Genomic DNA, 25,099 nt, shown 5'->3' with positions numbered 1-25,099 from the left:
CCGTGCCCGAAGTCGACGTTAGACCTACTCTGAAGTGATGTTCATGCGCAGCGCAAAGACATTTGTTCCCGACGCACTCCGCGGGTTGATCGCATCCACCGACGACATCGCGTGGAACCCCGATCCCGGATACCTCACTCGTGCACAGCCCCTTCCACGCGGGCGAGTCGCGCTCGTCTCCGGCGGCGGCTCGGGTCACGAACCCATGCACGCCGGATTCATCGGCGAAGGAATGCTCACGGCCGTCTGTCCCGGGTTGATCTTCAGCTCACCCAACGCACTGCAGATCCATGAAGGATCCAAAGCTGCCGACGCCGGTGGCGGCGTCCTGCACATCGTGAAGAACTACACCGGCGACGTGATGAATTTCGGTATCGCACGGGAACTACTCCGCGAGGACAAGATCGACACGGACGTCGTCTTGGTCGACGACGACGTCGCGACCGAACGCGCAGACGGTAGCGGCCCGGGGCGACGCGGCACTGCGGCAACGATCGTGGTGGAGAAGGTCTGCGGCGCGTCGGCCGCCCGCGGTGACGACCTGGCCGAGGTGACCCGGATCGGACAACACGTCGCGCACTCGGCTCGCAGCATGGCCGTCGCTCTTCGCCCATGCACCTTGCCGGGGGCTGACGAGCCGTCGTTCGACCTACCGGACGGGCAGATGGAACTTGGTATCGGAATCCACGGCGAACGCGGCACAGAACGCGTGGACGCCCTGCCCGCACCGGAATTGGTGCGACGGCTGACGGATCCGATCATCGAGTCCCTGAGTCTCGCCGAAGGTGATCACGTCATTGCGGTCGTCAACGGGCTGGGAGCCACCCACCCAATGGAGCTGCAACTACTGTTCGCCGAACTCGGAGATTATCTGGCCGACCAGGGAATTCACATCGAGCGGACGCTGATCGGAACGTTCGTCACTGCATTGAACATGGCCGGAGCATCCATCACCCTTGTTCGCACAAACAAAGAAATCCTCGAATTATGGGACGCGCCAACAAAAGCGCCCGCCTGGCCGAATGCTATGGCACGTGAGTACAGCGGCATGGGCAAGCGTGAGTCATTCGGTCCCACATTCACACCCGACACCTCACGCACTGCCGAAAGCAGCTTCGTCGGCGGCTGGATTGCGGACTGGGCCGCGAAGGTACTGGAGCAGGAACCTGCCCTGACCGATCTCGACCGACGAGCAGGAGACGGCGACTTCGGGACCAACATGGTGGCCGCACTGGATCAGCTCGACATCTCGGCGATCCGTGACACCTATTCCACTGCAACGATATTCGATGCAGTCTCCCAGGCGTACCTCGGTCACGCCGGCGGTACGTCCGGCGCGTTGTTCGGCATCTGGTTCCGGCATTTCTTCCGCGTCGCCGCAGAATCAGCGGACTCCGAACTCGACCTCGGTGCGATCGCGACTGCAGCACGGGCGGGGCTCGACAACATCACCTCACTCGGCGGCGCACGCGTCGGCGACAAGACGATGGTCGACGCGATAGTTCCGGCGGTCGAGTCGTTGGAGCAATCCGTGAACTCGGGAGCCGATCGGGACGCCGCTCTGGCCAGCGCAGCGGCAGCGGCGGCGGCCGGCGCGGAGTCGACCGAAACCATGCTCGCGAACCGCGGACGTGCAAGTTATGTGGGCGAAGCCGCTCGCGGAGTGGTCGATCCGGGAGCGCTACTCATAGCGTGGTTCTTCGCTAGTGCAGTGGGTCACTAGCGAGCACTTCGCAGCTGTGACTAATCTGGCAGCCACAGCACATCGTTTGTGAGGGCCCGTGGGCAAAAGCACCGGTCTCACACACCACACAGGAGCAGCCCATGCTGAGCACCATGCAAGACGCCCCCCTCTCCATTGCTCAACTTCTCCGCCACGGTGCCTCCGTTCACGGCGCTTCCGAGGTTGTCACGTGGACCGAGTCCGGCCCGCGCCGTGTGTCATACGCAGACGTCGGCAAGCGCTGCGCACAGCTTGCGCACGCCCTGCGCGGACTCGGTGTCGAGGGTGACGAGCGAGTCGCCACGTTCATGTGGAACAACTCCGAGCACCTCGAGGCGTACCTGACGATCCCCTCGATGGGTGCTGTGCTCCACACGCTGAACATTCGCCTGTTCCCCGAGCAGTTGATCCACGTCGCCAATCACGCCGAGGACCGCGTGATCATCGTCGATCCGTCCCTGATTCCGCTTCTCTCTCCGCAGCTTCCGTCGCTGACAACCGTCAAGCACATCATCGTCACCGGTTCCTCCACTGCGGGACTCGAAGCTCCCGAGGGCGTGCAGGTTCACACATACGAGGGCTTGATCGCCGATCAGCCAACCGAGTTCGACTGGCCCGAGGTCGACGAACTCAGCGCTGCCGCAATGTGTTACACGTCCGGCACCACGGGCGACCCCAAGGGCGTCGTCTACTCCCACCGTTCGATCTACCTGCACTCCATGCAGGTCTGCATGAGCGACGGCCCCAACCTCGCGCAGGGCGATCGTGCACTCGCCGTAGTGCCTCAGTTCCACGCCATGTCGTGGGGACTTCCCTACGCCGCGTTCATGATCGGCGCCTCGCTGATCATGCCCGATCGCTTCCTCCAGCCTGCTCCGTTGGCTGCGATCATCGCCAGCGAGAAGCCGACGTTCGCCGCGGCCGTACCCACCATCTGGCAGGGCCTGCACCTCTACCTCGAGCAGAACCCACAGGACATCTCCTCGATGCGTGAGGTTCTGATCGGCGGCTCCGCGGTACCGCCCGCCCTCATGCACGCATTCGAAGCCGACCACAACGTCTCCGTCCTGCACGCCTGGGGCATGACCGAAACCTCCCCACTCGGATCCGTTGCCCGCCCGCCGGCCGGTGTCACCGGCGACGCGATGTGGAAGTACCGCTACTCTCAGGGCCGCTTCCCGGCATCCGTCGAGGCACGTCTCATCGACGATGACGGCAAAGTTGTTGCACACGACGGCGTTTCCGTCGGCGAGCTCGAAGTGCGCGGCCCCTGGATCACCGGGTCGTACTACGGCGTCGATGCGGAAGACAAGTTCAACGACGGCTGGCTCAAGACCGGTGACGTCGGATCCATCACGGCCGACGGCTTCCTGAGCCTGTCCGACCGCTCCAAGGACATCATCAAGTCCGGCGGCGAATGGATCTCATCGGTCGACCTCGAGAATGCCGTCATGGGTCACCCCGACGTCACCGAAGCTGCCGTCATCGGCGTGCCGGACGAGAAGTGGGACGAGCGCCCGTTGGTCGCGGTTGTTCTGCGCGCCGGTTCCGAGACCACGATGTCCGAACTCCAGCAATATCTTTCGGACAAGGTCGCCAAGTGGCAGCTCCCCGAGAACTGGGCTGTGGTTCAGGAAGTTCCGAAGACGAGCGTCGGCAAGTTCGACAAGAAGCGCCTGAGGGCCGACTACCACGAAGGCGGACTCGAAGTCACTCGCCTCTGACACGGAGTGAATGCTGAAGCATGAATACTGAAGGTGGGCAACAGGTTTTCACTCTGTTGCCCACCTTCGTTTAACGAGCAATGCACTTTACGGACGATAACCGACCGTGCGAAAAGCGATGTCGACGTACTTCTGCGCCAATTGCGTCGGCGACATCGGCCCGCCGGTCTGGAACCAACGCGGCAGTGACTGCGCCATACCGAGTATGGCCCGGACGGTCTCTTCGGTGTCGGTGACCGCGAAATCTCCCGATGCCACACCGTCGTCGACGATCCTGCGCATGAGCAACTCGAGCCGCTTACGACTGGCGGCGTATCGACTTCGGCTTTCCGGTGAGACATGCCGAATCTCGGTGTCCAACGCAGCATGCCGCGACCGGTGGGTCATGTAGAGAACAATCGCCTCCACCACCAAGGCGAAGCGTCGTACCGGATCTTCGCCGGCTTCCACCTCTGCCGCTTCGGTTCTGGTATTCAGCTCACTCATCGAGATCTCGAACAGAGCGACGAGGACTGCCTCTTTGTTCGCGTGGTGATAGTAGAGCGCGGGAACGGTTACCCCGACACGGTTGGCAATCTGCCGCACCGTCGTGCCGTGGTAACCGTTCTCGTCGAACAGCTCGAGCGAAGCCATCAGGATGTCGGTCATCACCAGCGGCGGGAAAGTCCTCCAGTCCACTGCCACCGAATTCACCGGCTCCACCTCGCGAGTCATGAATAGCCGAAATTACCGCGGTGCCATACGGATTGCACCGTCGAGGCGGATCGTCTCACCGTTGAGCATAGGGTTGGAGACGATATGCGCAGCAAGCGCGCCGTACTCGCTGGGATCGCCCAGGCGAGAGGGGTGAGGCACCTGCTGACCCAGCGACGCCTGAGCGGCTTCAGGCAGTCCGGCCAGCAACGGGGTCTTGAACAGGCCGGGAGCGATGGTGTTGACGCGGATCAGCAGCGACGCGAGGTCACGGGCGATGGGGAGCGTCATACCGACGACGCCACCCTTCGACGCGGAGTACGCAGCCTGCCCGATCTGACCGTCATAGGCTGCGACGGAGGCGGTGTTGATGATGACGCCGCGTTCACCGTCGATGGGTTCGGTCTTCGAAATACGTTCCGCAGCAAGACGAAGAACGTTGAAGGTGCCGATCAGGTTGACGTCGATGACCTTCTTGAATGCGTCGAGCGGGAAAGCACCCTTCTTGCTGACCGTCTTGACTGCGTTGCCGATTCCGGCGCAGTTGACTGCCACGCGCAGGGGTCCGAGGGACTCGGCCACGTCGAGTGCCGCGGTGACCGCAGCCTCGTCGGTGACGTCTGCAGCCGCGAAGCGGACCCGGTCGCCAAGTTCCTTGGCGATGGCTTCACCGTTGGACGACGGAAGGTCGATGATGACGACGCTGGCACCGTCGGCAAGAAGGGCTTTGGTCGTAGCTAGGCCGAGGCCGGATGCTCCACCGGTGACGACGGCGACGCTGTCGTTGACGATCATGAGAGTTCCTTTCGAAAGGTTATGTGTTTCAGATGCGTTCGATGATGGTGGCGTTGGCCATGCCGGCGCCCTCGCACATGGTCTGCAATCCGTAGCGTCCGCCGGTGGCCTCGAGGTGGTTGACCATCGTGGTCAACAGTCGAGTACCCGAGGACCCCAGGGCATGGCCGAGTGCAATCGCGCCGCCCCACGGGTTGAGCTTTGCCGGATCGGCGCCGAACTCATGAGCCCAGGCGAGTGGAACGGGAGCGAAGGCTTCGTTGACCTCGTAGGTGTCGATGTCGTCGATGCTCAAACCCGCGCGAGCGAGCACCTTGTGGGTGGCTGGGATGGGTGCGGTGAGCATGAAGATCGGGTCGTCGCCCGCAACGGAGAAGGAATGGAAACGAGCTCGCGGGGTCAGCCCCAGCTTCGACGCCATTTCTTCGCTCATGATCAGTGCTGCGGACGCGCCATCGGTGAGCGGCGACGAGTTACCGGGAGTGATCGACCACTGCGCTTCGGGGAAGCGCTGCGCGTACTTCTCCGAGTAGAACGACGGCTTCAAGCCGGCGAGTCCCTCGGCGGTAGTAGACGCGCGAACCGTCTCGTCGACGGTATGCGAGACGATCTCACCGGCGGCGTTGGTCACCGAGATCGGCAGAATCTCCTTGTCGAAGAGCCCCTGCGCCGCTGCCTCTGCTGCCCGCTGGTGGGACTGCGCAGCGAATGCGTCGAGAGCCTCGCGGTCAAGCTTCCACTTCGCGGTGATCAACTCCGCGGAGATGCCCTGATTGACCAGGCCTTCGGGGTAGCGAGCCGCGATGCCCGGACCGGAAGCATCCTTCCCCATCGTCGCGGTACCCATCGGGACACGACTCATGGATTCGACGCCTGCCGCGATAACGATGTCGTAGGCCCCGGCGATCACGCCTTGAGCCGCAAAGTGCGCAGCTTGCTGACTTGATCCGCACTGGCGATCGATCGTGGTGGCGGGTACCGACTCGGGGAACCCTGCCGACAGGACCGCGCTGCGGGTGATGTTGAGCGCCTGCTCACCGGCCTGGCCGACGCAACCGCCGATCACGTCGTCCACCAAGGCGGGGTCGAGGCCGTTTCGATCGACGATGGAACGTAGAACGTGCGCCATCAGTTCGACAGGGTGCGTCCCGGACAGTGCTCCGCCCGGCTTTCCCTTGCCAGACGCGATCCGGACTACATCGACGATCACTGCCTTGGTCATCTTCGTTCCCTTCGAGGACGTGCATTGCTGGGGCGGTCCGGCACCCGAGTTCGTGGCACCGGATGCCGAACCGAGATCGTGAGAGCACCCTGACTTAGCGCTCGCTAAACAATTACCACCGAGTCGGACCGTCCGTCAAGAGAGGGCTACCGAACTCGAAGCCGATGTGGGCAGATGAAAAGTTGGGCGATCAGGAACCCCTGACCCACGCCCTTCATTAGTACTTTCGAATGATAGGTTTTCAATCTTCGCCCGAAATGTCCGGAATCGGATAACCTTCCGCCACAAGCAATCCAAGCCACAGGGGATTCGGGGCGTGGCACCAATCGATGACAAACCGCAGGGGGACTGACCCGGAGGTAGAGCGTGGACCTGCGATACGTTGCATTCACACGTGCCGACTCGCATTTCTACGACCGAATCAGAACGGTCACTCGACCTGACGCACCGACTGACCAGCACTTTAAGCCTGCAAAGTCGGTGGACTGGTCACTCTGGCGACGCGGTCCCCAAAGCGGACCGTGGAACTACTTCCAACCGCCTGACAGCGTGCTGCCAGAACAGGGATGGAAGATTCACTGCTCCGCTACCCAAGCCAACGCGCAGGAGCTGCTCGATACCGTCTCCGCGTATTGCGGCCACAATCTGGTGCCTTTCAAATTTCTTCGGACGGCAGCAGACCTCATGTTCTCCAACAGCAAGCAGGCCAATCGAACATCCAGCGGAAAATTCATCACGATCTATCCGGCGGATAGCGTTGCCACACAACGTGTCATCACCGAACTGGACGAGCTTGTCACGGCTGCCGACGGGCCATACATCCTCAGCGATGTGCGATGGAACCGGGGACCACTGTACTTACGGTACGGCGCGTACCTGCCCATGCACACCAACGATTCATTCGGCGATCGCGTCCCGGCAATACGGCGCCCTGACGGATCGCTCGAACCCGATCTGCGCGGCACTTCCTTCAGAACTCCAGACTGGGCACAAATCCCGGACTTCGTTCGCGCGCAGCAAGACAAGCTGAAATCACGCGACGCCTTCCCCTATTCGATCACTGAAGCCCTGCACTTCAGCAACAGCGGGGGGATCTACTCCGCGCTGGACGACGCCGGCATCAATCTGGTCATCAAAGAGGGTCGGCCCTTCACCGCCCCGGACGCCAACGGCCGGTACGCAATCGACCGCATCCGCAACGAGTACGACACGCTGACTCACCTTGCCGACAACCCGTACTCACCTTCCGCGCTCAACTTGTTCGAGCGCGAAGGACACCACTTTCTTGTCACCGAGCGCGCTCCCGGCGCTCCCCTGAATCAGGAGATTGCGCTCCGCTATCCGCTGATACGCGCGGATCAGACACTCAGCTCCCGAACGGAATACAGAACCTGGGCGCTCGGTATTGCACAACAGCTGACTACCGCAGTCGAGAGCTTCCACAACGCCGGAATCGTTCATGCCGATCTTCACCCCGGCAACGTGATGTGCTCACCGTCGGGTATTCGGATCATCGATTTCGAGATGGCCCACAACATCGACGAGCAACCGCCCCGGTCCACCGGGGCTCCCGGGTACACCGCACCGCAACAGTTGACAGGAATCGAGGCAGATCGATACTCCTTGGGATGCATCGAGCTGGGACTCTTTGTCCCACTTACTACATTGCTCCCCCTCGACCGCAACAAGATTCCCGAACTCATCGGCTACGCGGTGTCTCGATTCGATCTTCCTCGTGCCTTCTGTGCCTCGCTCTATTCGATGCTCGACGCACAGCCGCCGGAACCGGAGGATCACCCGCATCGTTGGGACACGTCGTCGAGGGAAACCTTGCAACGTATGGACGCTCGATTGCGCTGCGGCATCCTCACCACACTTGATCTCTCCCGCGCTGATCGACTCTTTCCCGGTGACATCGCCCAGTTCGAAGTGAACGGTTACGGCATTGCTCACGGCTCGTGCGGAAACCTACTCGCCGATGATCTTCCCACCGACACCTTGGAGACAGTTCTGGAATGGACTGAACATCAAGTTGATTCGGATACGCAACCACGGTTCGGTTTCTTCGACGGGCTCGCGGGTGCGGTGCATACCTTTCGGCAACTAGGACGACACTCGACTGCCGACAGGTGGGCCGAGACTTTGCGTCGAGCCCCACTCGACGATCTCGACTCCAGCCTCTTCGGCGGCCTTTCCGGAATCGGGTGCCTTCTACTCGAGGAATTGGAGTCGTGTCCGGCGGCATCGTCAACTCTCGCTCTCGTCACCGAAACTCTGCGGGATCGCCTTCCGGCTGCTCGCGCACACGTCCGCTTCACCGACGGAACATCTTGGGCGACAACGGGTCGCGGAGGCTTGATGAGAGGGCCGAGCGGGCAAGCGCTGTTCTGGACTCGCCACTACGAACGGACCGGTGATCCTCGATCGCTGGAACACGCGCGACAGCTTGTCGACATCGACCTGTCCGTGATGCAGATGTGCCCTGACGGTTCGATGCAGCTGAGAGAGGAGCGCCGGACAATGCCGTACCTCGGATCGGGATCCGTCGGCGTGGGCCTGGTACTTCTTCAACTTGTTCGACATGTCGACGAGCCGCGCTACGCGTCTGCGCTACTTGCCATATCCCGCGCTGCCGCCGTCGAATTCACTGCCCAAGCCGGACTACTAAACGGGCGAGCCGGGCTGATTCTCTTCCTCGGCGAACTCTCCAAGAGTCCATATGCCGGCGCCGATTGTGAGCAGACGCTTGCCCAGCAGTTGCAGCTTCTGGGCTTACACAGCCTCAATCACGCAGGAGGACTGCACTTTCCAGGTGAACTGAACCTGAGACTCTCGACAGACTGGGCAACCGGATCTGCAGGAATACTGGCGTTGCTCCGACATACCGGATCGGCAACTGCCCGACAGTCGTTTCCACTGATGTGCGCGTCGAACTGCCACATCGCCTAATTGTTCGGAAGTTATCACCCACGGCAGATTGGAGCACAGAAGTACCAGGCGAAAAACCTGGAATGAAATCAACACCGCAAGCAAACTCGATCGATCAAATCCATCGGCAAGAACGCCGATCAACAAAGGAAATGACAATGGACGCTATTCTCTCCCTTCAAGATCTGTCAGTCGCCGCCGGCAACGTCGGAGACGCAGGCCAGCTCGAGCAGAACGCGGCAATCAGTTCGCTCAGTTTCTTCTGCCTCTGACCTCAGGCCGATACCTCGGAGAAGGTCCGGGGTATCGGCTTTGGGAATCCGTGCGGATCACCAGACGAACAGTATTGTTTCATCATGAGACGCATCCGCACTTCACCGAGCTGTATTTGCCGATGATGTGCGCGACCTGGCGGCAATGCCGAGGGCAGATCGGGCGGCCAGCGGCGGTGATATTCCTCCTGATCCTGACAGCCGCGTTTTCAGGTTGGTTCGTTCAGCGTTCGGCGAGAGTTGGGACTTCGGGGACATCTGCTCACGCTGGTACGACGGAGGTGGCAGTTGCCGCACCGACACCGCCTTGACCTTCACGACGCTTTTCGTACTCCTACTTCCCTTCGCCTCCGGAATGCTGGTCGGGTGGTTTGAGTTTCAATAGCTGTCAACGACAAGATGAGGGAATCGGTACCATCCGCCCCCGATGTCTTCCAACTGGAGCTGATTGAAGGTCTTGTCGGACACGCCATCGGGTGCGTACACCCAGCCTGGATTGTCCAAGATGTCCAATCCATCTCGTGCGTCATAGAAATAGACGTGGCCTTCACTGCTGACGTTGGCATAGGAGATATCGAATCTGCCGATTCGTAGATCACGATGATACCCATCGGAATAGGGATCGTCAGGTTCTTGAAGTAGTTGCTGTGCAACGGTTTCGAAGTCTGCCCGATACTGATCGAAATGTGGCTGCCCCGCGGCCGCGATCCCGAGCGCGATCACCACGAGAACCGGAACAGCGACAACGGACCACAACCATCGGCGTCGCTGCCACCAGCACACTCCGAGCAGCACGATTGCAACAGTCGCGGTGAGGACCCAGAGAACGATCGCACCGGCGATCGAGAGTGCACTATCCCCAGGTTCGGGCCAGGTGAGATGGCATTTCGCTGCGACATACATCGCCGACGCCGACGCTGCGATAAGTGCGTTTACCAAACCAACCCAACGAAGAGCACCGGACCTTCTCGTTGCCTGCGAGTTCGACACTGCCTGATCCATTCGATGAGAATAGCGAGCTGTTTGTCGCGGACTAGCAGTAACCACTTCCCCGATCTCACGATCGATTGTTTCTCGGCACGGAGAAAGTGTCCACGGTGCTATCTTTGCTGACTATGGGAGGCAGGGCTGCGAGGATGGTCGATTTGAACTACCGATGTCAGGAGAGTTCGGCGACTCCCAAAGTCGACAGGTCAATTTTGAGCACGGCCGGATTCGGTGGATCGCAGCAACGAACACCATCGTCACCTCATGATGACGTGACTGTTGGGGGAAAGTCGTGAAAATGCGATTATTACGAGTGAGTCAAGCGGCTATGGCGGTATCACTGATCGCAGTAGCCATTGTCTACTTGTTGGACGTATTTTCTTTGCGACTCCAACATCAACCCAGTTGGTGCATCGATCATTATGGAATCCCGTCACGATTCAATTATCTCCTTCCTGAGCGTGCAGAGAGGGTGGGGGTAGGAATTACAGACTTCTGGGGATGGTTCCCTCCAGGTATGAGCTGTACATTCACCGACGGAGTGACCAAAGAAAGCGAAACGGTAGCGCCGGCCGCGGACAGGTCGTACATCGTCGTCGTTCTTGTGGTGCTGATCGTCATCTCGGCTGCCGGCATATTTTTCGGCCGCCGGAAGCGCTGAACACTGGCGCTGACTCGGGACAACAGCGGCGCACTCGACACCAGACCGACGAGTAACAAATCGGTGTCCGTCGTGTCCGGCGCTTCCACTACTCGTCGATCTTCGCGAATCCACCGGCCGTGTTCGAGGGTATTTCTTGCGGGTCCTGGTGGTCTTCGTTCCCATCACGCTGGCGATGACACTCCTGGGCCTGGTGCTCGGCTGGACCCATACGCTTGCCGGGGACAGGCGGCAACATGATCGACGCCGATTACACAATGTGCTGGGGCTCAGACAATTCCGACGTGATGCTGTTGTGCTCCGGGTTGATGGTGGCGCTCGCACTCGTCGGCGCACGTGGACTACGTCGGCGACCCGCCTATAACCGACTGTCCGAAATGTCGAAATCGATTTGATAGCAGCAATTTTCGATCCACATTCTCTTGTGTTCGAAACTTTGTTCGATTAAGCTTTCGGCATGGACAGTCGGGATGCGTGGCAACTGGATGGCGAGGGCCTCAAGAGTGAGGTTCTGGATCTGGTGCGTGCCCGACACGAGTTGCAGTCGCGGATGGTGTTGCTGATCGTCGAAATGTTTTCCCGTGACGTTCTCGGGGGGAAGGGTTTTCGGGCGATCGCACAGTGGTTGCACGGTTCGACGAATCTGGAGATCGGCGAGTGCAGTCTGCTGGTCGGGTTGGCGCGGTTGTTGATGCTCGAACCCGTTGTGGGCGATGCGTTTCACCGGGGTGATGTGGATGCGTTGAAAGCCCGGCAGGTGGCGTCGTTTTGTCAGCATCCACCGAAGAACATGACCCCGGCGGAGGTGGACAAGGCCCGCGGGATCTTGTTGTCGTTGGCGGTGAAGAACATTGCCGATTGTGATGCGGTGCGGGCAGCGATTCGGCGGATCGAGAAGCAGTACGGAAAACGCGAGGATGGCGTCCCGGTCGGCGAGGATTCCGAACGCAACGAGTTCTACGCCTCGAAAGGCTTGTACGGGCGTGTCACGGTGAAGGGCGATTTAGATGCTGTGAACGGGGACCGTCTGATCACCTTGTTGTCGAGGCTGTCGGCGCCGACGCCGGAGAAGGACGGTGTCAAGGACACGCGTACTCCGGCACTACGACGTGCGGACGGGTTCTGCGAACTGTTGCGCCGGTATGAGCGGGCGGGGTTGGGTCCGATCGAGGGCGGGGTGAAACCACACATCACGGTCACCGCGTCGGCCAAGGACATGACGGACCTGAAAGCTTTGAAAGACCTCCTGCCGTCGACCGATGAACTGGGGTTCGCGTGGACGGATTGGGTGGGCCCGATCAGTATCGACACTGCCCGGATGCTGGCGTGCGACTGCACCGTGACGCGGATCTTGTTGGATGAGAATGGTGTTCCGCTCGAGTGCGGTAAGGAAGCGAGAACAGCGACGGTGCCGCAGCGGCGGGCGTTGGCGGTTCGGGATGGTGGGTGTGCGTTTCCGGGGTGCGGGACTCCGTCGGGGTGGTGCGATGCTCACCATATTGTTCACTGGAATGATGGTGGCCCAACGGATCTCGACAATCTGATCTTGTTGTGCGGTCATCATCATCGGACGCTGCACCACACCGAATGGCGGGTCGAGATCGGCCCGGATCGGAAGACGGTGTTCTATCCACCGATGTCGATCGATCCGTATCAACAGCCGATCGGCGGGAACAGCCCACCCACAGCGGCGTGAATCGCGACAATCGAATACATCAGCACCGGGGACGAACCATGCCCCGGTGCTGGCGCACGTTTCTGGTCAGATCCCAACCCCTCAAATCCCAGCCCCTCAGATCCCAGCCCCTCAGATCCCGGCCCTTCGCACGAGAGCGTCAGTGGCAGAAGGGGATACAACGTCAATCGCTCGTAACAGCCCCGCGTACCGCGGATACAGCTCGACGGGACGCGTATTGATCGCCCTCAAGATCCACGATGCAGCTTGATCGGCCGTCAGCGCCGGCTGGCTCACGTAATCCGCCGTCGGCGCGATCATCGGTGTTCGTATGAGTGGGAATTGCACTGTGGTGACATCGACACCGGTGCCGTGACATTCCGCGCCGAGGCTTCGGCCGAAGGCACTGAGAGCAGACTTCGACGCGTGGTAGGCACTGAACCTCGGCATCACGCCGGCAGTGACTCCCCAGGTTCCGACGTTGATGATGTGTCCGGACTTCGCCTCGAGCATCGCGGGCAGCAGACGCAACGTCAGTCGTGTAGGTCCGAAGTAGTTGAGTGCCATGGTGCGCTCGTAGTCGTGGTATCGGTCGACCGAATCCAACGCGGTACGCCGGATCGAGCGACCCGCATTGTTGACGAGGATGTCGACCGACCCGAATCGATCCGCGATCGTCTCCGCGAGTTCGTCGACGGCTTCACCGCGGGAGAGGTCCGCAGGCACGATGTGCGCCCACCCTCCCCTGCGGTGGATCTCGTCCCGTACGTGTTCGAGGTTTTCCTCACCGCGCGCGATCAGGATCATCTCGGCTCCCCGACGAGCCAAGAGATGAGCTGTCGCCTCGCCGATCCCCGAGGAAGCTCCTGTCAGAACGATCGTCTTGTCGGAGAGCGTGACACCGCGTGACGGAACAAGAGAGCGCAGTCGCGTCGGCGGGCTCAAGGCAATATTGCTGAGCAGCGTTCTGATCACATCGGCCTCGGTTCGATCTTCGCGTGCGTTTCGGTGCGAACCCATCCCTGAACAGCCAACTTCGAGCGCACCGCGGAAATTACTCAAAAGTAAGTTATGGCGCCGTTTCGACCGTGTCAAGAATTCGTCGAGATCCAGGAGTATCTGCCACTAGCTTTTCCTGATACCTCGGGTTACATTAAACCCAGACCGAGTGCCAGCGATCACACAACCGGCCCTCGATTCCACCGAACACCGCGAGAAATACCAGCGGTGACCGAAACGAAGAGGAGACGCCATGACGCTCACATCGCCGCTCGACAAGCGCGGAGAAGCATCCGACGACTCGTACAACGAGACGCTTCGACTCCTGTCCGAGGGCTCGGTGCACAAGCACTTCGACCCGTACCTCGACATCGACTGGGACTCCCCCGAGTTTGCCGTCGTCCCGAACGATCGCCGCTGGATCCTCCCGGCCGAGACAGATCCGCTGGGTGCTCACCCGTGGTACCAGTCGCAGTCCGAGGCCAGGCAGATCGAAATCGGCATGTGGCGCCAGGCCAATGTCGCGAAGGTCGGTCTCCAGTTCGAGAACATTCTGATCCGCGGCATGATGCAGTACGTCTTCTCGCTGCCCAACGATTCGGCCGAGGCGCGCTACTGCACGCACGAGTCGGTCGAAGAGTGCAACCACACGATGATGTTCCAGGAGATGGTCAACCGCATCGGTGCCGACGCTCCCGGCATGAGCCGTCCGATGAAGATGCTTGCACCCTTCATCCCCCTCGCTGCGGGTCCGTTCCCCGAACTGTTCTTTGTCGGTGTCCTCGCCGGTGAAGAGCCGATCGACCACATTCAGAAGAGCATCCTGCGCGCCGGCGGCCAGATCCACCCGATCATGCAGTCGGTCATGGCCATCCACGTAGCCGAGGAAGCGCGTCACATCTCGTTCGCGCACAAGCTTCTGAGCCGTCGCATCCCGCTGATGTCACGCCCGAACCGGTTCGTCCTCTCGCTGCTGTTCCCGATCGTCATGCGCATTCTCTGTGACGCCATCGTCATCCCGCCGAAGTCCTTCTGGAAGCAGTTCGACATCCCGAAGTCCGTGAAGAAGGACCTGTTCTGGGATCTGCCCGAGTCGCGCCAGACCCTGCGCAACTACTTCGGTGACGTCCGCATGCTGGCCACCGACACCGGCCTGATGAACCGTGCCTCGCGCCTGGTGTGGAAGGCCTGCAAGATGGACGGCCGCGCATCACGCTTCCGTAGCGAACCTCACCGCAGCTCGCACAACGCCGCCGCGTAGCTCCCGGACAGTCGAGATCGGACTCATAGCGCCATGCCACACGTAGTCACGCAGTCCTGTTGCAGCGACGCCTCGTGCGTCTACGCCTGCCCGGTCAACTGCATCCATCCGACGCCGGACGAGCCGGACTTCCTCACCGCCGAGATGCTGCACATCGATCCGCAGGCCTGCGTCGACTGCGGCGCATGTGTCTCGGCCTGCCCGGTCGACGCCATCGTCCCCGAGTCGAAGCTGACCGACCCGCAGCGAGTCTTCCTGTCCATCAATGCGGACTTCTACAAGGAAGAGCGGCCCAGGCCGCTTCTCGCCAAGGTCATCCCGGCAGCCCACGTCGACAAGGGCCGACCGCCGTTGCGCGTTGCGATCGTCGGTTCCGGACCGTCGGCGATGTACGCCGCGGACGAGTTACTGACTCAGCCTGACGTGCAGGTCAACGTCTTCGATCGCCTTCCTGTGCCTTACGGCTTGGTTCGCGCCGGCGTTGCTCCGGACCATCAGAAGACCAAGCAGGTCACTCGCTTGTTCGACAAGATCGCCGCACAAAAGGGTTTCGAGTTCTACCTCAACGTCGAGATCGGCAAGCACATCTCGCACAGCGAACTGCTCGAAAATCACCATGCGGTGCTCTACGCAGTCGGCGCTTCGTCCGACCGTGGTCTCGGCATTCCGGGTGCTGATCTGCCTGGCACGGCATCGGCCACCGACTTCGTGGCCTGGTACAACGGCCACCCCGATCACGCCGACGACGTCTTCGACCTCTCGCATCGCCGCGCGGTCATCATCGGAAACGGAAACGTCGCGCTCGACGTCGCTCGCATTCTCACGGCCGATCCCGAGAAGTTGGCGGGCACTGACATCTCCGCTCACGCACTCGCCGCTCTGCGGAAGAGTCGCGTCGAAGAAGTTGTCATCGTGGGTCGACGCGGAATCGCGCAGTCCGCGTTCACAGTCCCCGAGTTCACCGGCCTGATGGCACTGCCGGACATCGAACTCTCTGTCGGACCCGACGACATGGTTCTCGACTCGGCCACCGAAGAACTGGCAAAACGCGGCGAGCTTCCGCATGCCGTCGAGCAGAAGTTGCGTCTACTCGAAGCCCTGAAGAACCGCGATCACGTCGACGTCGGCAACAAGCGCATCACGTTGCGCTACCTGCTCACGCCGACGTCGATCACCGGCGACGATCAGGTCAGTGGAATCGAGTTCGCTCGCAACGCCCTGGTCGACGCCAACGGAACCGTGCAGATCGAGGCGACGGGCGATACCGAGACCATCGATGCCGGCTTGGTCCTCACCTCGATCGGCTACCGCGGAGTGCCCATCACCGGCGTCCCGTTCGACGAGCGTGCTTCGGTCATTCCGAATGAGAACGGCCGCGTCCTCGAGGCTCCGAACGGCGATCCCGCAACCGGCGTCTACGTGACCGGTTGGATCAAGCGCGGACCGAGTGGGTTCATCGGCACCAACAAGTCCTGCGCGCAGGAAACGATCAGGATGCTCGTCGACGACTTCAACGACGGACGTCTGACCAACCCGGTCGCCGACGACTCCGCAGTCGATCGTCTGGTCCGGGCGCGACAGTCCGACGTAGTCGACCGCGAGGGCTGGCACGCCATCGACAAGGCGGAACTGGAACGCGGCGCTGCGCACGACCGTGTCCGCGAAAAGGTTCTGGATCAGGTCGAGATCACCTCCATCCTCGACGCTGCGGCCCGGGTGAAACCGGCGCGTCGATTCGGTCGACCCGTTCGCGCTCGCTGATCCGCTACAGGTAAACAGCTACTTTCACGCACACGGCCCCGCCTGCAGACTCGTCTGCCCGGCGGGGCCGTCTGCGTTCCGGCAGCGTCCCACTCAGCGAAAATTTTTGCCCGTCAGCGGCCGAAATCGTGTAATACTGCAACCTGTTCCAGTAAGCGGCACAGCGGGCCCACGATCCCCCGGATCAGGCTCGCCAACCAGATGAGGATTGCATGAGCGAGACTGCAACGCCGGCGCCGAACGGGAGTGTGACACCTGCAGTAGAGGGTTGGTTCACCACCGGCGACGAACCTGCTCTGATCGGCACGAAGTGCCAATCCTGCGGCACCATTTCCTTCCCTCGTGAGGCGACGTTCTGCAAGAACCCGAGCTGCTTCAGCGAGGAGTTCGACGACGTGGAACTCTCCCGCCGCGGCACTGTCTGGTCGTACACCGACGCGCAGTACCAGCCCCCGCCGCCGTACATCCCGCGCTCGGATCCGTACGAACCTTTTGCTCTTGCAGCAGTCGAACTGCCCGAGGGGATCGTCATCCTCGGCCAGGTGGCCGACGGATTCGGCGTCGACGATCTCAAGGTCGGCAATACCGTCGAATTGGTTGTCGAGCCGCTGTACACCGACGAAACCGGAGTACGTACGACGTGGCGCTGGAAGCCTGTCGCCGCAGCTGATCAGGAGTCGCAGTCATGAGCAAGGACGTCGCAGTACTCGGTGTCGGTATGCACCCCTGGGGCAAGTGGGGCCAGTCGTTCGTGAAATACGGCGTTGCCGCCGCTCGCGCCGCGCTCGCCGATTCGGGCGTGAATTGGCAGGACGTCGACTTCATCGTCGGCGGCGAGACAGTCCGCAACGGTTACGGCGGATACGTCGCCGGAGCCACCTTCGCACAGGCACTCGGCTGGAACGGCGCTCGCGTCGCCACGTCGTACGCAGCGTGCGCGACGGGAGCCCAGGCACTCGACACCGCTCGCGCACGAATCCTGGCCGGCCTCAGCGAAGTTGCCCTGGTCGTCGGCGCGGACACCACCCCCAAGGGTTTCCTCGCTCCCGTCGCAGGTGAGCGTTGGGACGACCCGGACTGGCTGCGCTTCCGCCTCATGGGTATGACCAACCCGGCGTACTTCGCGCTCAACGCGCGTCGTCGCATCGACCTCTACGGCGCCACCGCGGAGGACTTCGCCAACGTGAAGGTCAAGAACGCCAAGCACGGGCTCAATAATCCGAATGCGCGCTACCGCAAGGAAGTCACCGTCGAGAACGTGTTGGCATCCCCCGTGGTGTCCAATCCCCTGCATTTGCTCGACATCTGCGCGACGTCCGACGGCGGCGCCGCAATCTTGCTGACGTCGATGGAATACGCCCGCAAGATGGGCATCGCGGAACCTGTTCGCATCAAGGCTATTTCGACGGTCACGCCGACGTTCCCGCAGACGATCATGGATATGCCGAACTTCTCCACCGATTCCAGCTCCGCCGTCCCGGCTCCGGAGCGCACGTTCAAGGAATCCATCGGCTACGCCGCGTACGAGGAAGCCGGGATCTCTCCCGAAGACGTCGACGTCGCCGAGGTCTACGACCTCGCTACCTCGGTGGAACTGGACTGGATCGAAGACCTCGCGCTGTGCAAGCGGGGCGAGGCCGAGCACCTTCTGCGTGCGGGTGACACCAGCATCGGGGGCCGCATCCCGGTCAATCCGTCCGGCGGTCTCGCGTGCTTCGGCGAAGCCGTTCCCGCACAGGCACTTGCGCAGGTGTGCGAGCTCACCTGGCAGCTGCGCGGACAAGCCGAAGGCCGTCAGGTCGAAGGAGCTCGCATCGGTATCACCGCCAACCAAGGTCTGTTCGGACACGGCTCCTCGGTAATCGTTTCCGCCTGACCCCGTTCTACTTTCGTGGCGGTCGCACACTCACCCGTGAGCGGCCGCCACGATCACGTCTGCCACTGCCCCTGGCTGTGAAACCAGCGAGGCATGGGAGGTCGGGAGTTCGCTGGTGTTCGCGCCCATCCGGTTTGCCATGAACCGCTGCGCCGAAGCTGGGATCACGCGATCCTCACCGGCGACCAGATACCAGCTCGGTGTGTTCGCCCACGACGGCGGCCCGCCGAGTTCGAGGTTCGCCCACAAAGCGGCGGACTTCTGATGAGCCAACATCGTTGCCGCCGTCTCGTCGGAAACGTCCTGAGCGAAGACGGAATGGAAATACTCGTCCGTGACGTAGCCGTCGACGTTCTTCCCGCCGATCGCGTGAGGATCGTCGACGATCTTCAATCCCAGAGCGGGAGGAAGCAATTGGCTGCCAGGGAATCGAATCGGGTCGATCGTGATCTGTACCGGCTCACCCTCCACCGGACCGAACGCCGCGATGTAGACCAGCGACTGGACTTTCGGATCGTGGACATTGGTGATCACCGCGCCGCCGTACGAGTGCCCGACGAGAACGACGGGGCCGTCGATGTCCGCAACCGTCTTCTCGATCACGGACGCGTCGTAAGCCGGCCCGCGCAAAGGATTGTCCGGCGTCACGACGCGATAGCCACGCGAGCGTAGGTCGGCGGCAACTCCGTCCCAACTGGTGGCGTCGGCAAAGGCGCCGTGAACCAGAACGACAGTTGGCTTGGGGCTTGCCACCGCAGCACCGGAACCGAAGATCAGTCCGGCCGCGACTGTCATGAGCATTGCCAGAACTGCTGTGAATACACGTGAGATCTTCATGCGTTTCCTTCACTCTCGTAGGCAAGCGAGAAACTGCGGTAGGCCGGGACACGCCCGTTTCGATCCTAGAAATACCTGCTGCGACGGACGTGACTGTCCGTGCAGACTTCTGGGCTCACGGTGCACAAATTCTGGTTGAGCGTCCACATCCCGGGGTATCAAGGCTGCATGGCTTTGCTCCTGGATACTTCCGTGCTGGAGCCTGAGCAACGCACGGACGCCTTCGTCGACGCGATGGGACGCGCATCGGTTCCCTGTGCGATCCACTTGGAGGATCCGGCGGGCGTGAGCGCCCGGATGAACGTGTGGAATCTGGGCGCAGCATCACTGTTCCGCTCCGAGTCGACGGGGATGCGATTGACCAGAACACCGCGGCACGTGCGATCAGCGTCGATGCCGGTTCTCGCGATTGCCCTGCAGGAGAGCGGAATCGGCCATCTAGATCAGCACGATGAGCAACGCAGAGTCCCGGCCGGTGAACTACTCATGACGGACCTGACGTCGACCTACGATTTTTCCTGGACGGGAACGGGTGCTTCCCAGTGCCTCTACGTTCCGATGGATCGGCTGGGACTACCGATCGACACCGTGCGAGACGCTGCCACGCGACCTCACCACAGCAACCTGTACCCCTTGATGATCGCGCACGTTCGTGAATTGTTCCGCAGCGCCGATCAGTTGGAGACCGATCCTGCCGCCGAACAATTGGGCGAGGCCTCGATCGAACTGGCGCGCGCTTTGGTCGCTTCGATCACGCATGCAAATCCCGACGCCTCCGCTCCGATATCGGCACTCACGTTGACATCGGTCCGCCGATACATCCGCGAACACCTTCACGATCCGGCGCTACATCCTGCACGAATTGCCCACGCCCACAGCATCTCACTGCGTCAGCTGTACAAGATCTGTTCGGACAACGAATTCCGGCTCGAGCAGTGGATCATCACCCAGCGCCTGCAGAAGGCTCGGGATGAACTGACTCGACCGGCTACCGTCGACCTGCCGATCGCCACCATTGCGCGCCGTGCGGGATTTGTCGACGCCGGACACTTCAGCCGACGGTTTCGGCAGGCCTACGGAGTCAGCCCGACTCGTTGGCGTCAGCTCCGCGATTGCAGCAGCGCCACAACGTCTGACTGACCACGGCTTTCGGCATTGTCCAATGCGGTCTTTCCCGACGCATCCCGGATCGAGGGATCTGCCCCGGCGTCGAGAAGCTGAGTGATCACGTCGACGTAGCGCGCCGAGCCGTCACCGTACACAACGGCCTCGAGAAGCGCCGTCCACCCCGGATCATTGACGTGATTGACCGGTACCCCGGCAGCAATCAGCATCCGGACGGTCTCGACATGCGCGTGTTCACTCGCGGGAATCAGAGCCGTACCGCCGTAACGGTTCACGCTGTCGACATCCGCGCCATGGCTGAGCGTCAATGCCAGAATCTCGTTCAATCCCTCGGCTCCGGAATACAGGAAGGCCGAATCCTGCATGGAATCCTTCGCGTTCACGTCAGCTCCGGCAAGAATCAACGTAGAAGCCGCAGCGACGGCGTTGTTCTTGGTGGCCTCGACGAGTGGAGTCCGTTCGCCCTCGCCGCGCGCTTCGATGTTCGCGCCGGCAGTCAGGGCAGCGGTAACAGCTGCGGGATCATTGCGGTCCACAGCATCGAAGAGCGTGCGTTCGGATTCCGGCGTCGACGATGGCTTTACACCCGCAGGTGGTACAGCTGCCGTTGTTGTCGCTGACGCCGCGGTTGTCGGCGTCAGCGGGGTGTCGGACGAACTGCAGCCGGCCAACGCTCCGGTCACCGATGCCGCGAAGATTGCGCAGGCGAGGACAGACCTGCGCGGCCGCGCCGTCACAGCGAATCACTTTCTTGGACAAGTGTTTCGAGCGTCATCCTGACGGCGTCCAGGTGTTCGGCCATCGCCCTGGAGGCGTGGTCGTAACTCCCGGATGCAATTCCTTCGACTATTCGTTCGTGTTCCTCGTTCGACTTCTCCTGGCGACCGGCAACAAGATTGAGTGTCTCGGATTGCCTTGTCAGCGCTTCACGGATATCGACGATTACCGACTCGAAGACACGATTCCTACTGGCTTTTGCTATCAGTCCGTGAAATTGGGCGTCGAGTGCAACCCATACGAGCGGATCGTCCTCGTCACGCATGTGCTGAACCAGTCCGCGGAGTGCTGCCAGTTCCTCCGCGGTGTGCCGTTGCGCAGCCCATCCCGCGGCCGGAATTTCGACATGAGGCCGTGCTTCGACCAATTCGTTGGCCGCGTAACTGCCGAAATCGAGGTCTCGCGCTATCGAATCACTGACGACAAACGTGCCGAGCCCGGATTTTGTCTCGGTGAGCCCGAGAGCGTGGCACGAGCGCAGGGCTTCACGGATGACCGATCGACTGACCCCGTGCCTTTCGGCCAGGGACGCTTCGGACGGGAGACGCTCTCCGACTGCCAGATCGCCGGAGGCTATTGCGGCACGAAGGTCTGCGAGGACTGCCTCGGCAGCACTCACCCGCGCGGCGACTGGTCGCCTGGTGGCCCAGCTGTCTGACAGGTTCATGCCGTCATTGTTGCGACTGCCGAAGTCCCGCGTCAAACATCGCACCTGGTGACGGGTTGACGTGCAGGAGTGAGCGAGGTAACAATTAGACCTGTCAGACAGCCTGATAGCCCGATAGCTGGGCGGGTCTACTACTTGTCCGTCAGCGCTGCGATCCCGAAATACACCCACCGCGCAGAGTGATGCTTGCGCGAAGAGACACGAGGAATTGATCAAGTGCTCGAAACGCGAACAGAACACGATCTGCTCGGCGATCGCGAAGTTCCAGCCGATTCGTACTGGGGAATCCACACCTTGCGCGCGATGGAGAACTTCCCGATCACTGGTCGAACAATTGCCACGAACCCGCATCTGATCCGCGGCATCGCTTACGTCAAATGGGCCGCAGCCAGCGCAAACGAGAAGCTGGGCATCCTCGACGGCCCGCGAGCCGAGGCCATCTCACAGGCATGCAAGGAAATCGTGGACGGCCGGTGGCACGAACAGTTCGTAGTGGACGTCATCCAGGGTGGTGCCGGAACGTCGACGAACATGAATGCCAACGAGGTAATCGCCAATCGCGCATTGGAAATCCTCGGCCACCAGCGCGGCGACTACGAACGACTTCACCCCAATGAGCACGTGAACCTGAGCCAATCGACCAACGACGTCTACCCCACGGCCGTCAACATCTCGACGATCTTCGCGATCGAGGACCTGCTGGATGCACTTCGTGTACTCCAGAATGCGTTCACGACCAAGTCTCTCGAGTTCGCCGACACAGTGAAGATGGGACGCACCCAACTGCAGGACGCCGTGCCGATGACGCTGGGTCAGGAATTCGGCACCTACGCGGTCATGATCGAGGAGGATCGAGCGCGCCTGGCTGAGGCCGCTCTTCTCGTTCACGAGATCAACCTCGGCGCCACTGCTATCGGCACCGGTCTCAACGCACCTGCCGGCTACGCCGAGGTGGCCTGTTCCGACCTGGGCGCACTAACCGGGCTGCCGCTGGTGTTGGCAACGGATCTGGTCGAAGCAACCCAAGACGTGGGCCAGTTCGTCCACCTCTCCGGCGTACTCAAGCGGGTCGCTGTGAAGTTGTCCAAGGTGTGCAACGATCTTCGGCTGCTCTCTTCTGGTCCGCGAGCCGGATTGAACGAGATCAATCTGCCTCCGGTGCAGGCAGGTTCGTCGATCATGCCGGGCAAGGTCAATCCGGTAATTCCCGAGGTCCTCAATCAGGTCGCGTACGAAGTCATCGGCAATGACGTGACGATTACGATGGCTGCGGAATCCGGGCAACTCCAACTCAACGCTTTCGAGCCGATCATCGTGCACTCACTGTCCGAAGGAATGCGACACCTCGGTGCGGCTTGCCGCATTCTGGCGGACCGGTGCGTACTCGGTATCACGGCCAACACCGAACTGTTGCGCGCGCGAGTCGAAGACTCCATCGGCCTCGTCACCGCGCTCAACCCCTACATCGGATATACCGCGTCCACCCGGATTGCGCAGGAGGCGTTGATTTCCGGGCGTCGCGTCGCCGATCTCGTGATCGAAGCGGGCCTACTCGACCGCGAGGAACTCGATCGGTTGCTCAGCCCCGAACATCTCGCCAATCTCCGCGTTGCGGGCGAGAAGCCTCATGCTACCGCCGTTGCGGAGGAGGTTTGATGACCGTCGAACGGGAAGAGACACCCCACGCCGAGGTTGCCGCTGAAGAGGATCTCGGGTATCAGAAGGCGCTCGGCCCCAGACAGATTCAGATGATCGCGATCGGTGGTGCGATCGGAACAGGCCTTTTCATGGGTGCGGGAGGGCGACTCCAACAGGCGGGCCCGGCCTTGGTTCTCGTGTACGCGCTGTGCGGGTTCTTCGCGTTCCTGATCCTGAGGGCACTCGGCGAACTGGTGATGCACCGACCGACTTCGGGATCCTTCGTTTCCTACGCACGCGAATTCTTCGGCGAGAAGATGGCTTTCGCCGCGGGTTGGCTGTACTGGATGAACTGGGCAATGACTGCCGTGGTCGATGTCACGGCTGTGGCGTTGTACATGAACTTCTTCAAGAAGTACTGGGCGCCACTGGGGCACATCGATCAGTGGATGTTCGCTCTGATCGCGGTGGTGTTGGTTCTCGGACTGAATCTGGTGTCCGTGAAAGTCTTCGGAGAGCTGGAGTTCTGGTTCGCGTTGATCAAGGTCGTTGCGTTGACCGCGTTCCTCGGGTTCGGTGTCTATTTCGTACTCTTCGGCACGCCCATCGAAGGGCATTCCTCCGGATTCAGCCTGATCACCGACAATGGTGGGCTGTTCCCCAACGGAATACTGCCGGCAGTCGTGGTGATTCAAGGCGTCGTGTTCGCTTACGCTTCAATTGAACTCGTGGGAACCACGGCCGGAGAGACCGAAAATCCCCGGAGGGTGATACCCAAGGCAATCAACACAGTGATCATTCGGATCCTCGTCTTCTACGTGGGATCGGTACTACTGCTCTCGCTGTTGCTCCCGTACACGGAGTACCACGCCGGTGAAAGTCCATTCGTCACATTCTTCGGTTCGATCAACATCCAAGGCGCGGATGCGATCATGAATCTGGTCGTTCTCACGGCAGCCTTGTCTTCCCTCAACGCCGGATTGTATTCGACCGGACGAATACTCCATTCGATGGCGATGGCAGGCTCGGCGCCTGCCTTCGCTGCCAAAATGAACAAAGCCGGAGTGCCGTACGGGGGAATCGCACTCACCGGCGTGGTCATCCTGTTCGGCGTCGGGCTCAATGCTGTTGTCCCAGCGCAAGCCTTCGAAATAGTCCTCAATCTTGCGGCCCTCGGCATCATCAGTGCGTGGGCAGTCATAGTGTTGTGCCAGTTGAAGCTCTGGCAACTTGCGAAACAAGGCAAAGTCACCCGCCCTCCCTTCCGCATATTCGGCGCACCGTACACCGGGATCGCGACACTGGTTTTTCTTGCGGTCGTTATCGTATTGATGGCATTCGACAACCCTGTTGGAACATGGACCGTCGGCTCCATCGCGATCATCGCACCGCTGTTGATGATTGGTTGGTACGGCGCCAGGAATCGCATTCGCGAGTTGGCCATCCATCGCCCCACAGCTTGACGTGAAAGGACCTCA

Annotated in this window: 20 protein-coding genes; 12 read left to right on the top strand and 8 right to left on the bottom strand. The window is 61.2% G+C overall.

The annotated features are described in order from the left end of the window. Window positions 1-37: 37 nt before the first annotated feature. Together AC2ETI_RS24700 and AC2ETI_RS24695 are read left to right on the top strand one after the other, a co-directional pair. A complete protein-coding gene (locus AC2ETI_RS24700; protein ID WP_021345909.1) occupies window positions 38-1,723 on the top strand; it encodes a dihydroxyacetone kinase family protein in 1,686 nt (561 codons plus the stop codon). Window positions 1,724-1,824: 101 nt separating this feature from the next. Next, window positions 1,825-3,447: a long-chain fatty acid--CoA ligase gene (locus AC2ETI_RS24695; protein WP_019745828.1), complete on the top strand. Its 1,623-nt coding sequence runs from the start codon at window positions 1,825-1,827 to the stop codon at window positions 3,445-3,447. An 87-nt stretch (window positions 3,448-3,534) separates the two neighbouring features. Here AC2ETI_RS24695 and AC2ETI_RS24690 read toward each other — a convergent pair whose 3' ends face one another. Genes AC2ETI_RS24690 through AC2ETI_RS24680 form a run of 3 tightly spaced genes read right to left on the bottom strand, consistent with a single transcriptional unit; the run spans window position 3,535 to window position 6,157 of the window. Beyond that, on the bottom strand, window positions 3,535-4,161 hold the full coding sequence (locus tag AC2ETI_RS24690; protein ID WP_483634540.1) for a TetR/AcrR family transcriptional regulator: 627 nt from the start codon (window positions 4,159-4,161) through the stop codon (window positions 3,535-3,537). A gap of 12 nt (window positions 4,162-4,173) precedes the next feature. Continuing rightward, window positions 4,174-4,935, bottom strand: coding sequence for a 3-hydroxyacyl-CoA dehydrogenase (locus AC2ETI_RS24685; RefSeq protein ID WP_003942978.1), 762 nt, complete (start codon window positions 4,933-4,935; stop codon window positions 4,174-4,176). A gap of 28 nt (window positions 4,936-4,963) precedes the next feature. Continuing rightward, window positions 4,964-6,157: a thiolase family protein gene (locus AC2ETI_RS24680; RefSeq protein WP_141488212.1), complete on the bottom strand. Its 1,194-nt coding sequence runs from the start codon at window positions 6,155-6,157 to the stop codon at window positions 4,964-4,966. A gap of 366 nt (window positions 6,158-6,523) precedes the next feature. On the opposite strand from AC2ETI_RS24680, the gene lanKC reads away from it, so the two are divergent. Then, complete coding sequence (gene lanKC / locus AC2ETI_RS24675) at window positions 6,524-9,106, top strand: class III lanthionine synthetase LanKC (RefSeq protein WP_483634539.1); 2,583 nt, start codon at window positions 6,524-6,526, stop codon at window positions 9,104-9,106. A 629-nt stretch (window positions 9,107-9,735) separates the two neighbouring features. Here the strand turns inward: lanKC and AC2ETI_RS24670 are convergent. Further along, window positions 9,736-10,359 carry a hypothetical protein gene (locus AC2ETI_RS24670; protein ID WP_080910316.1) on the bottom strand — a complete coding sequence of 208 codons (624 nt, stop codon included), beginning with the start codon at window positions 10,357-10,359 and terminating at the stop codon, window positions 9,736-9,738. Between the two features lie 502 nt (window positions 10,360-10,861). Here AC2ETI_RS24670 and AC2ETI_RS24665 point away from each other — a divergent pair. Both AC2ETI_RS24665 and AC2ETI_RS24660 read left to right on the top strand, forming a co-directional pair. Continuing rightward, window positions 10,862-11,005: a hypothetical protein gene (locus AC2ETI_RS24665; protein ID WP_483634538.1), complete on the top strand. Its 144-nt coding sequence runs from the start codon at window positions 10,862-10,864 to the stop codon at window positions 11,003-11,005. A gap of 457 nt (window positions 11,006-11,462) precedes the next feature. Next, window positions 11,463-12,701: an HNH endonuclease signature motif containing protein gene (locus AC2ETI_RS24660; protein WP_483634537.1), complete on the top strand. Its 1,239-nt coding sequence runs from the start codon at window positions 11,463-11,465 to the stop codon at window positions 12,699-12,701. 111 nt (window positions 12,702-12,812) lie between these two features. On the opposite strand, the gene AC2ETI_RS24655 is transcribed toward AC2ETI_RS24660, so the two are convergent. Then, complete coding sequence (locus AC2ETI_RS24655; protein WP_483634536.1) at window positions 12,813-13,700, bottom strand: SDR family oxidoreductase; 888 nt, start codon at window positions 13,698-13,700, stop codon at window positions 12,813-12,815. 232 nt (window positions 13,701-13,932) lie between these two features. Between AC2ETI_RS24655 and AC2ETI_RS24650 the strand changes: the two genes are divergently transcribed. From AC2ETI_RS24650 to AC2ETI_RS24635, 4 genes are all read left to right on the top strand, one after another. Beyond that, window positions 13,933-14,940, top strand: coding sequence for an AurF N-oxygenase family protein (locus AC2ETI_RS24650; protein WP_003943163.1), 1,008 nt, complete (start codon window positions 13,933-13,935; stop codon window positions 14,938-14,940). A 33-nt stretch (window positions 14,941-14,973) separates the two neighbouring features. After that, a complete protein-coding gene (locus AC2ETI_RS24645) occupies window positions 14,974-16,701 on the top strand; it encodes an FAD-dependent oxidoreductase (RefSeq protein ID WP_211918515.1) in 1,728 nt (575 codons plus the stop codon). 212 nt (window positions 16,702-16,913) lie between these two features. Then, on the top strand, window positions 16,914-17,390 hold the full coding sequence (locus AC2ETI_RS24640) for a Zn-ribbon domain-containing OB-fold protein (RefSeq protein ID WP_019745839.1): 477 nt from the start codon (window positions 16,914-16,916) through the stop codon (window positions 17,388-17,390). Then, window positions 17,387-18,577 (top strand): lipid-transfer protein, encoded by a 1,191-nt coding sequence (locus tag AC2ETI_RS24635; protein WP_020909545.1) that lies wholly within the window; start codon window positions 17,387-17,389, stop codon window positions 18,575-18,577. The genes AC2ETI_RS24640 and AC2ETI_RS24635 overlap by 4 nt, the downstream gene beginning before the upstream one ends. Before the next feature lie 30 nt (window positions 18,578-18,607). Here AC2ETI_RS24635 and AC2ETI_RS24630 read toward each other — a convergent pair whose 3' ends face one another. Then, complete coding sequence (locus tag AC2ETI_RS24630; RefSeq protein WP_080910312.1) at window positions 18,608-19,414, bottom strand: alpha/beta hydrolase; 807 nt, start codon at window positions 19,412-19,414, stop codon at window positions 18,608-18,610. 168 nt (window positions 19,415-19,582) lie between these two features. Between AC2ETI_RS24630 and AC2ETI_RS24625 the strand changes: the two genes are divergently transcribed. Then, window positions 19,583-20,554: a helix-turn-helix domain-containing protein gene (locus AC2ETI_RS24625; protein ID WP_483634535.1), complete on the top strand. Its 972-nt coding sequence runs from the start codon at window positions 19,583-19,585 to the stop codon at window positions 20,552-20,554. On the opposite strand, the gene AC2ETI_RS24620 is transcribed toward AC2ETI_RS24625, so the two are convergent. Together AC2ETI_RS24620 and AC2ETI_RS24615 are read right to left on the bottom strand one after the other, a co-directional pair. Further along, window positions 20,515-21,276, bottom strand: a complete 762-nt coding sequence (locus AC2ETI_RS24620) for an ankyrin repeat domain-containing protein (RefSeq protein WP_428689575.1) — start codon at window positions 21,274-21,276, stop codon at window positions 20,515-20,517. The two genes, AC2ETI_RS24625 and AC2ETI_RS24620, sit on opposite strands and share 40 nt — an antisense overlap. Further along, window positions 21,273-21,983: a FadR/GntR family transcriptional regulator gene (locus AC2ETI_RS24615; RefSeq protein WP_483634534.1), complete on the bottom strand. Its 711-nt coding sequence runs from the start codon at window positions 21,981-21,983 to the stop codon at window positions 21,273-21,275. Before AC2ETI_RS24615 ends, AC2ETI_RS24620 begins: the two co-directional genes overlap by 4 nt. 216 nt (window positions 21,984-22,199) lie before the next feature. Between AC2ETI_RS24615 and AC2ETI_RS24610 the strand changes: the two genes are divergently transcribed. Both AC2ETI_RS24610 and AC2ETI_RS24605 read left to right on the top strand, forming a co-directional pair. Then, window positions 22,200-23,639 (top strand): aspartate ammonia-lyase, encoded by a 1,440-nt coding sequence (locus AC2ETI_RS24610; protein WP_021333371.1) that lies wholly within the window; start codon window positions 22,200-22,202, stop codon window positions 23,637-23,639. Then, window positions 23,639-25,084, top strand: coding sequence for an amino acid permease (locus AC2ETI_RS24605; protein WP_483634533.1), 1,446 nt, complete (start codon window positions 23,639-23,641; stop codon window positions 25,082-25,084). The genes AC2ETI_RS24610 and AC2ETI_RS24605 overlap by 1 nt, the downstream gene beginning before the upstream one ends. Window positions 25,085-25,099 lie beyond the last annotated feature (15 nt).

It is taken from the genome of Rhodococcus sp. MurmanLake-1, from assembly GCF_056945715.1.
The sequence above is the reverse complement of the archived record's forward strand: the minus strand, read 5'-3'. Positions and strand labels throughout refer to the sequence as shown.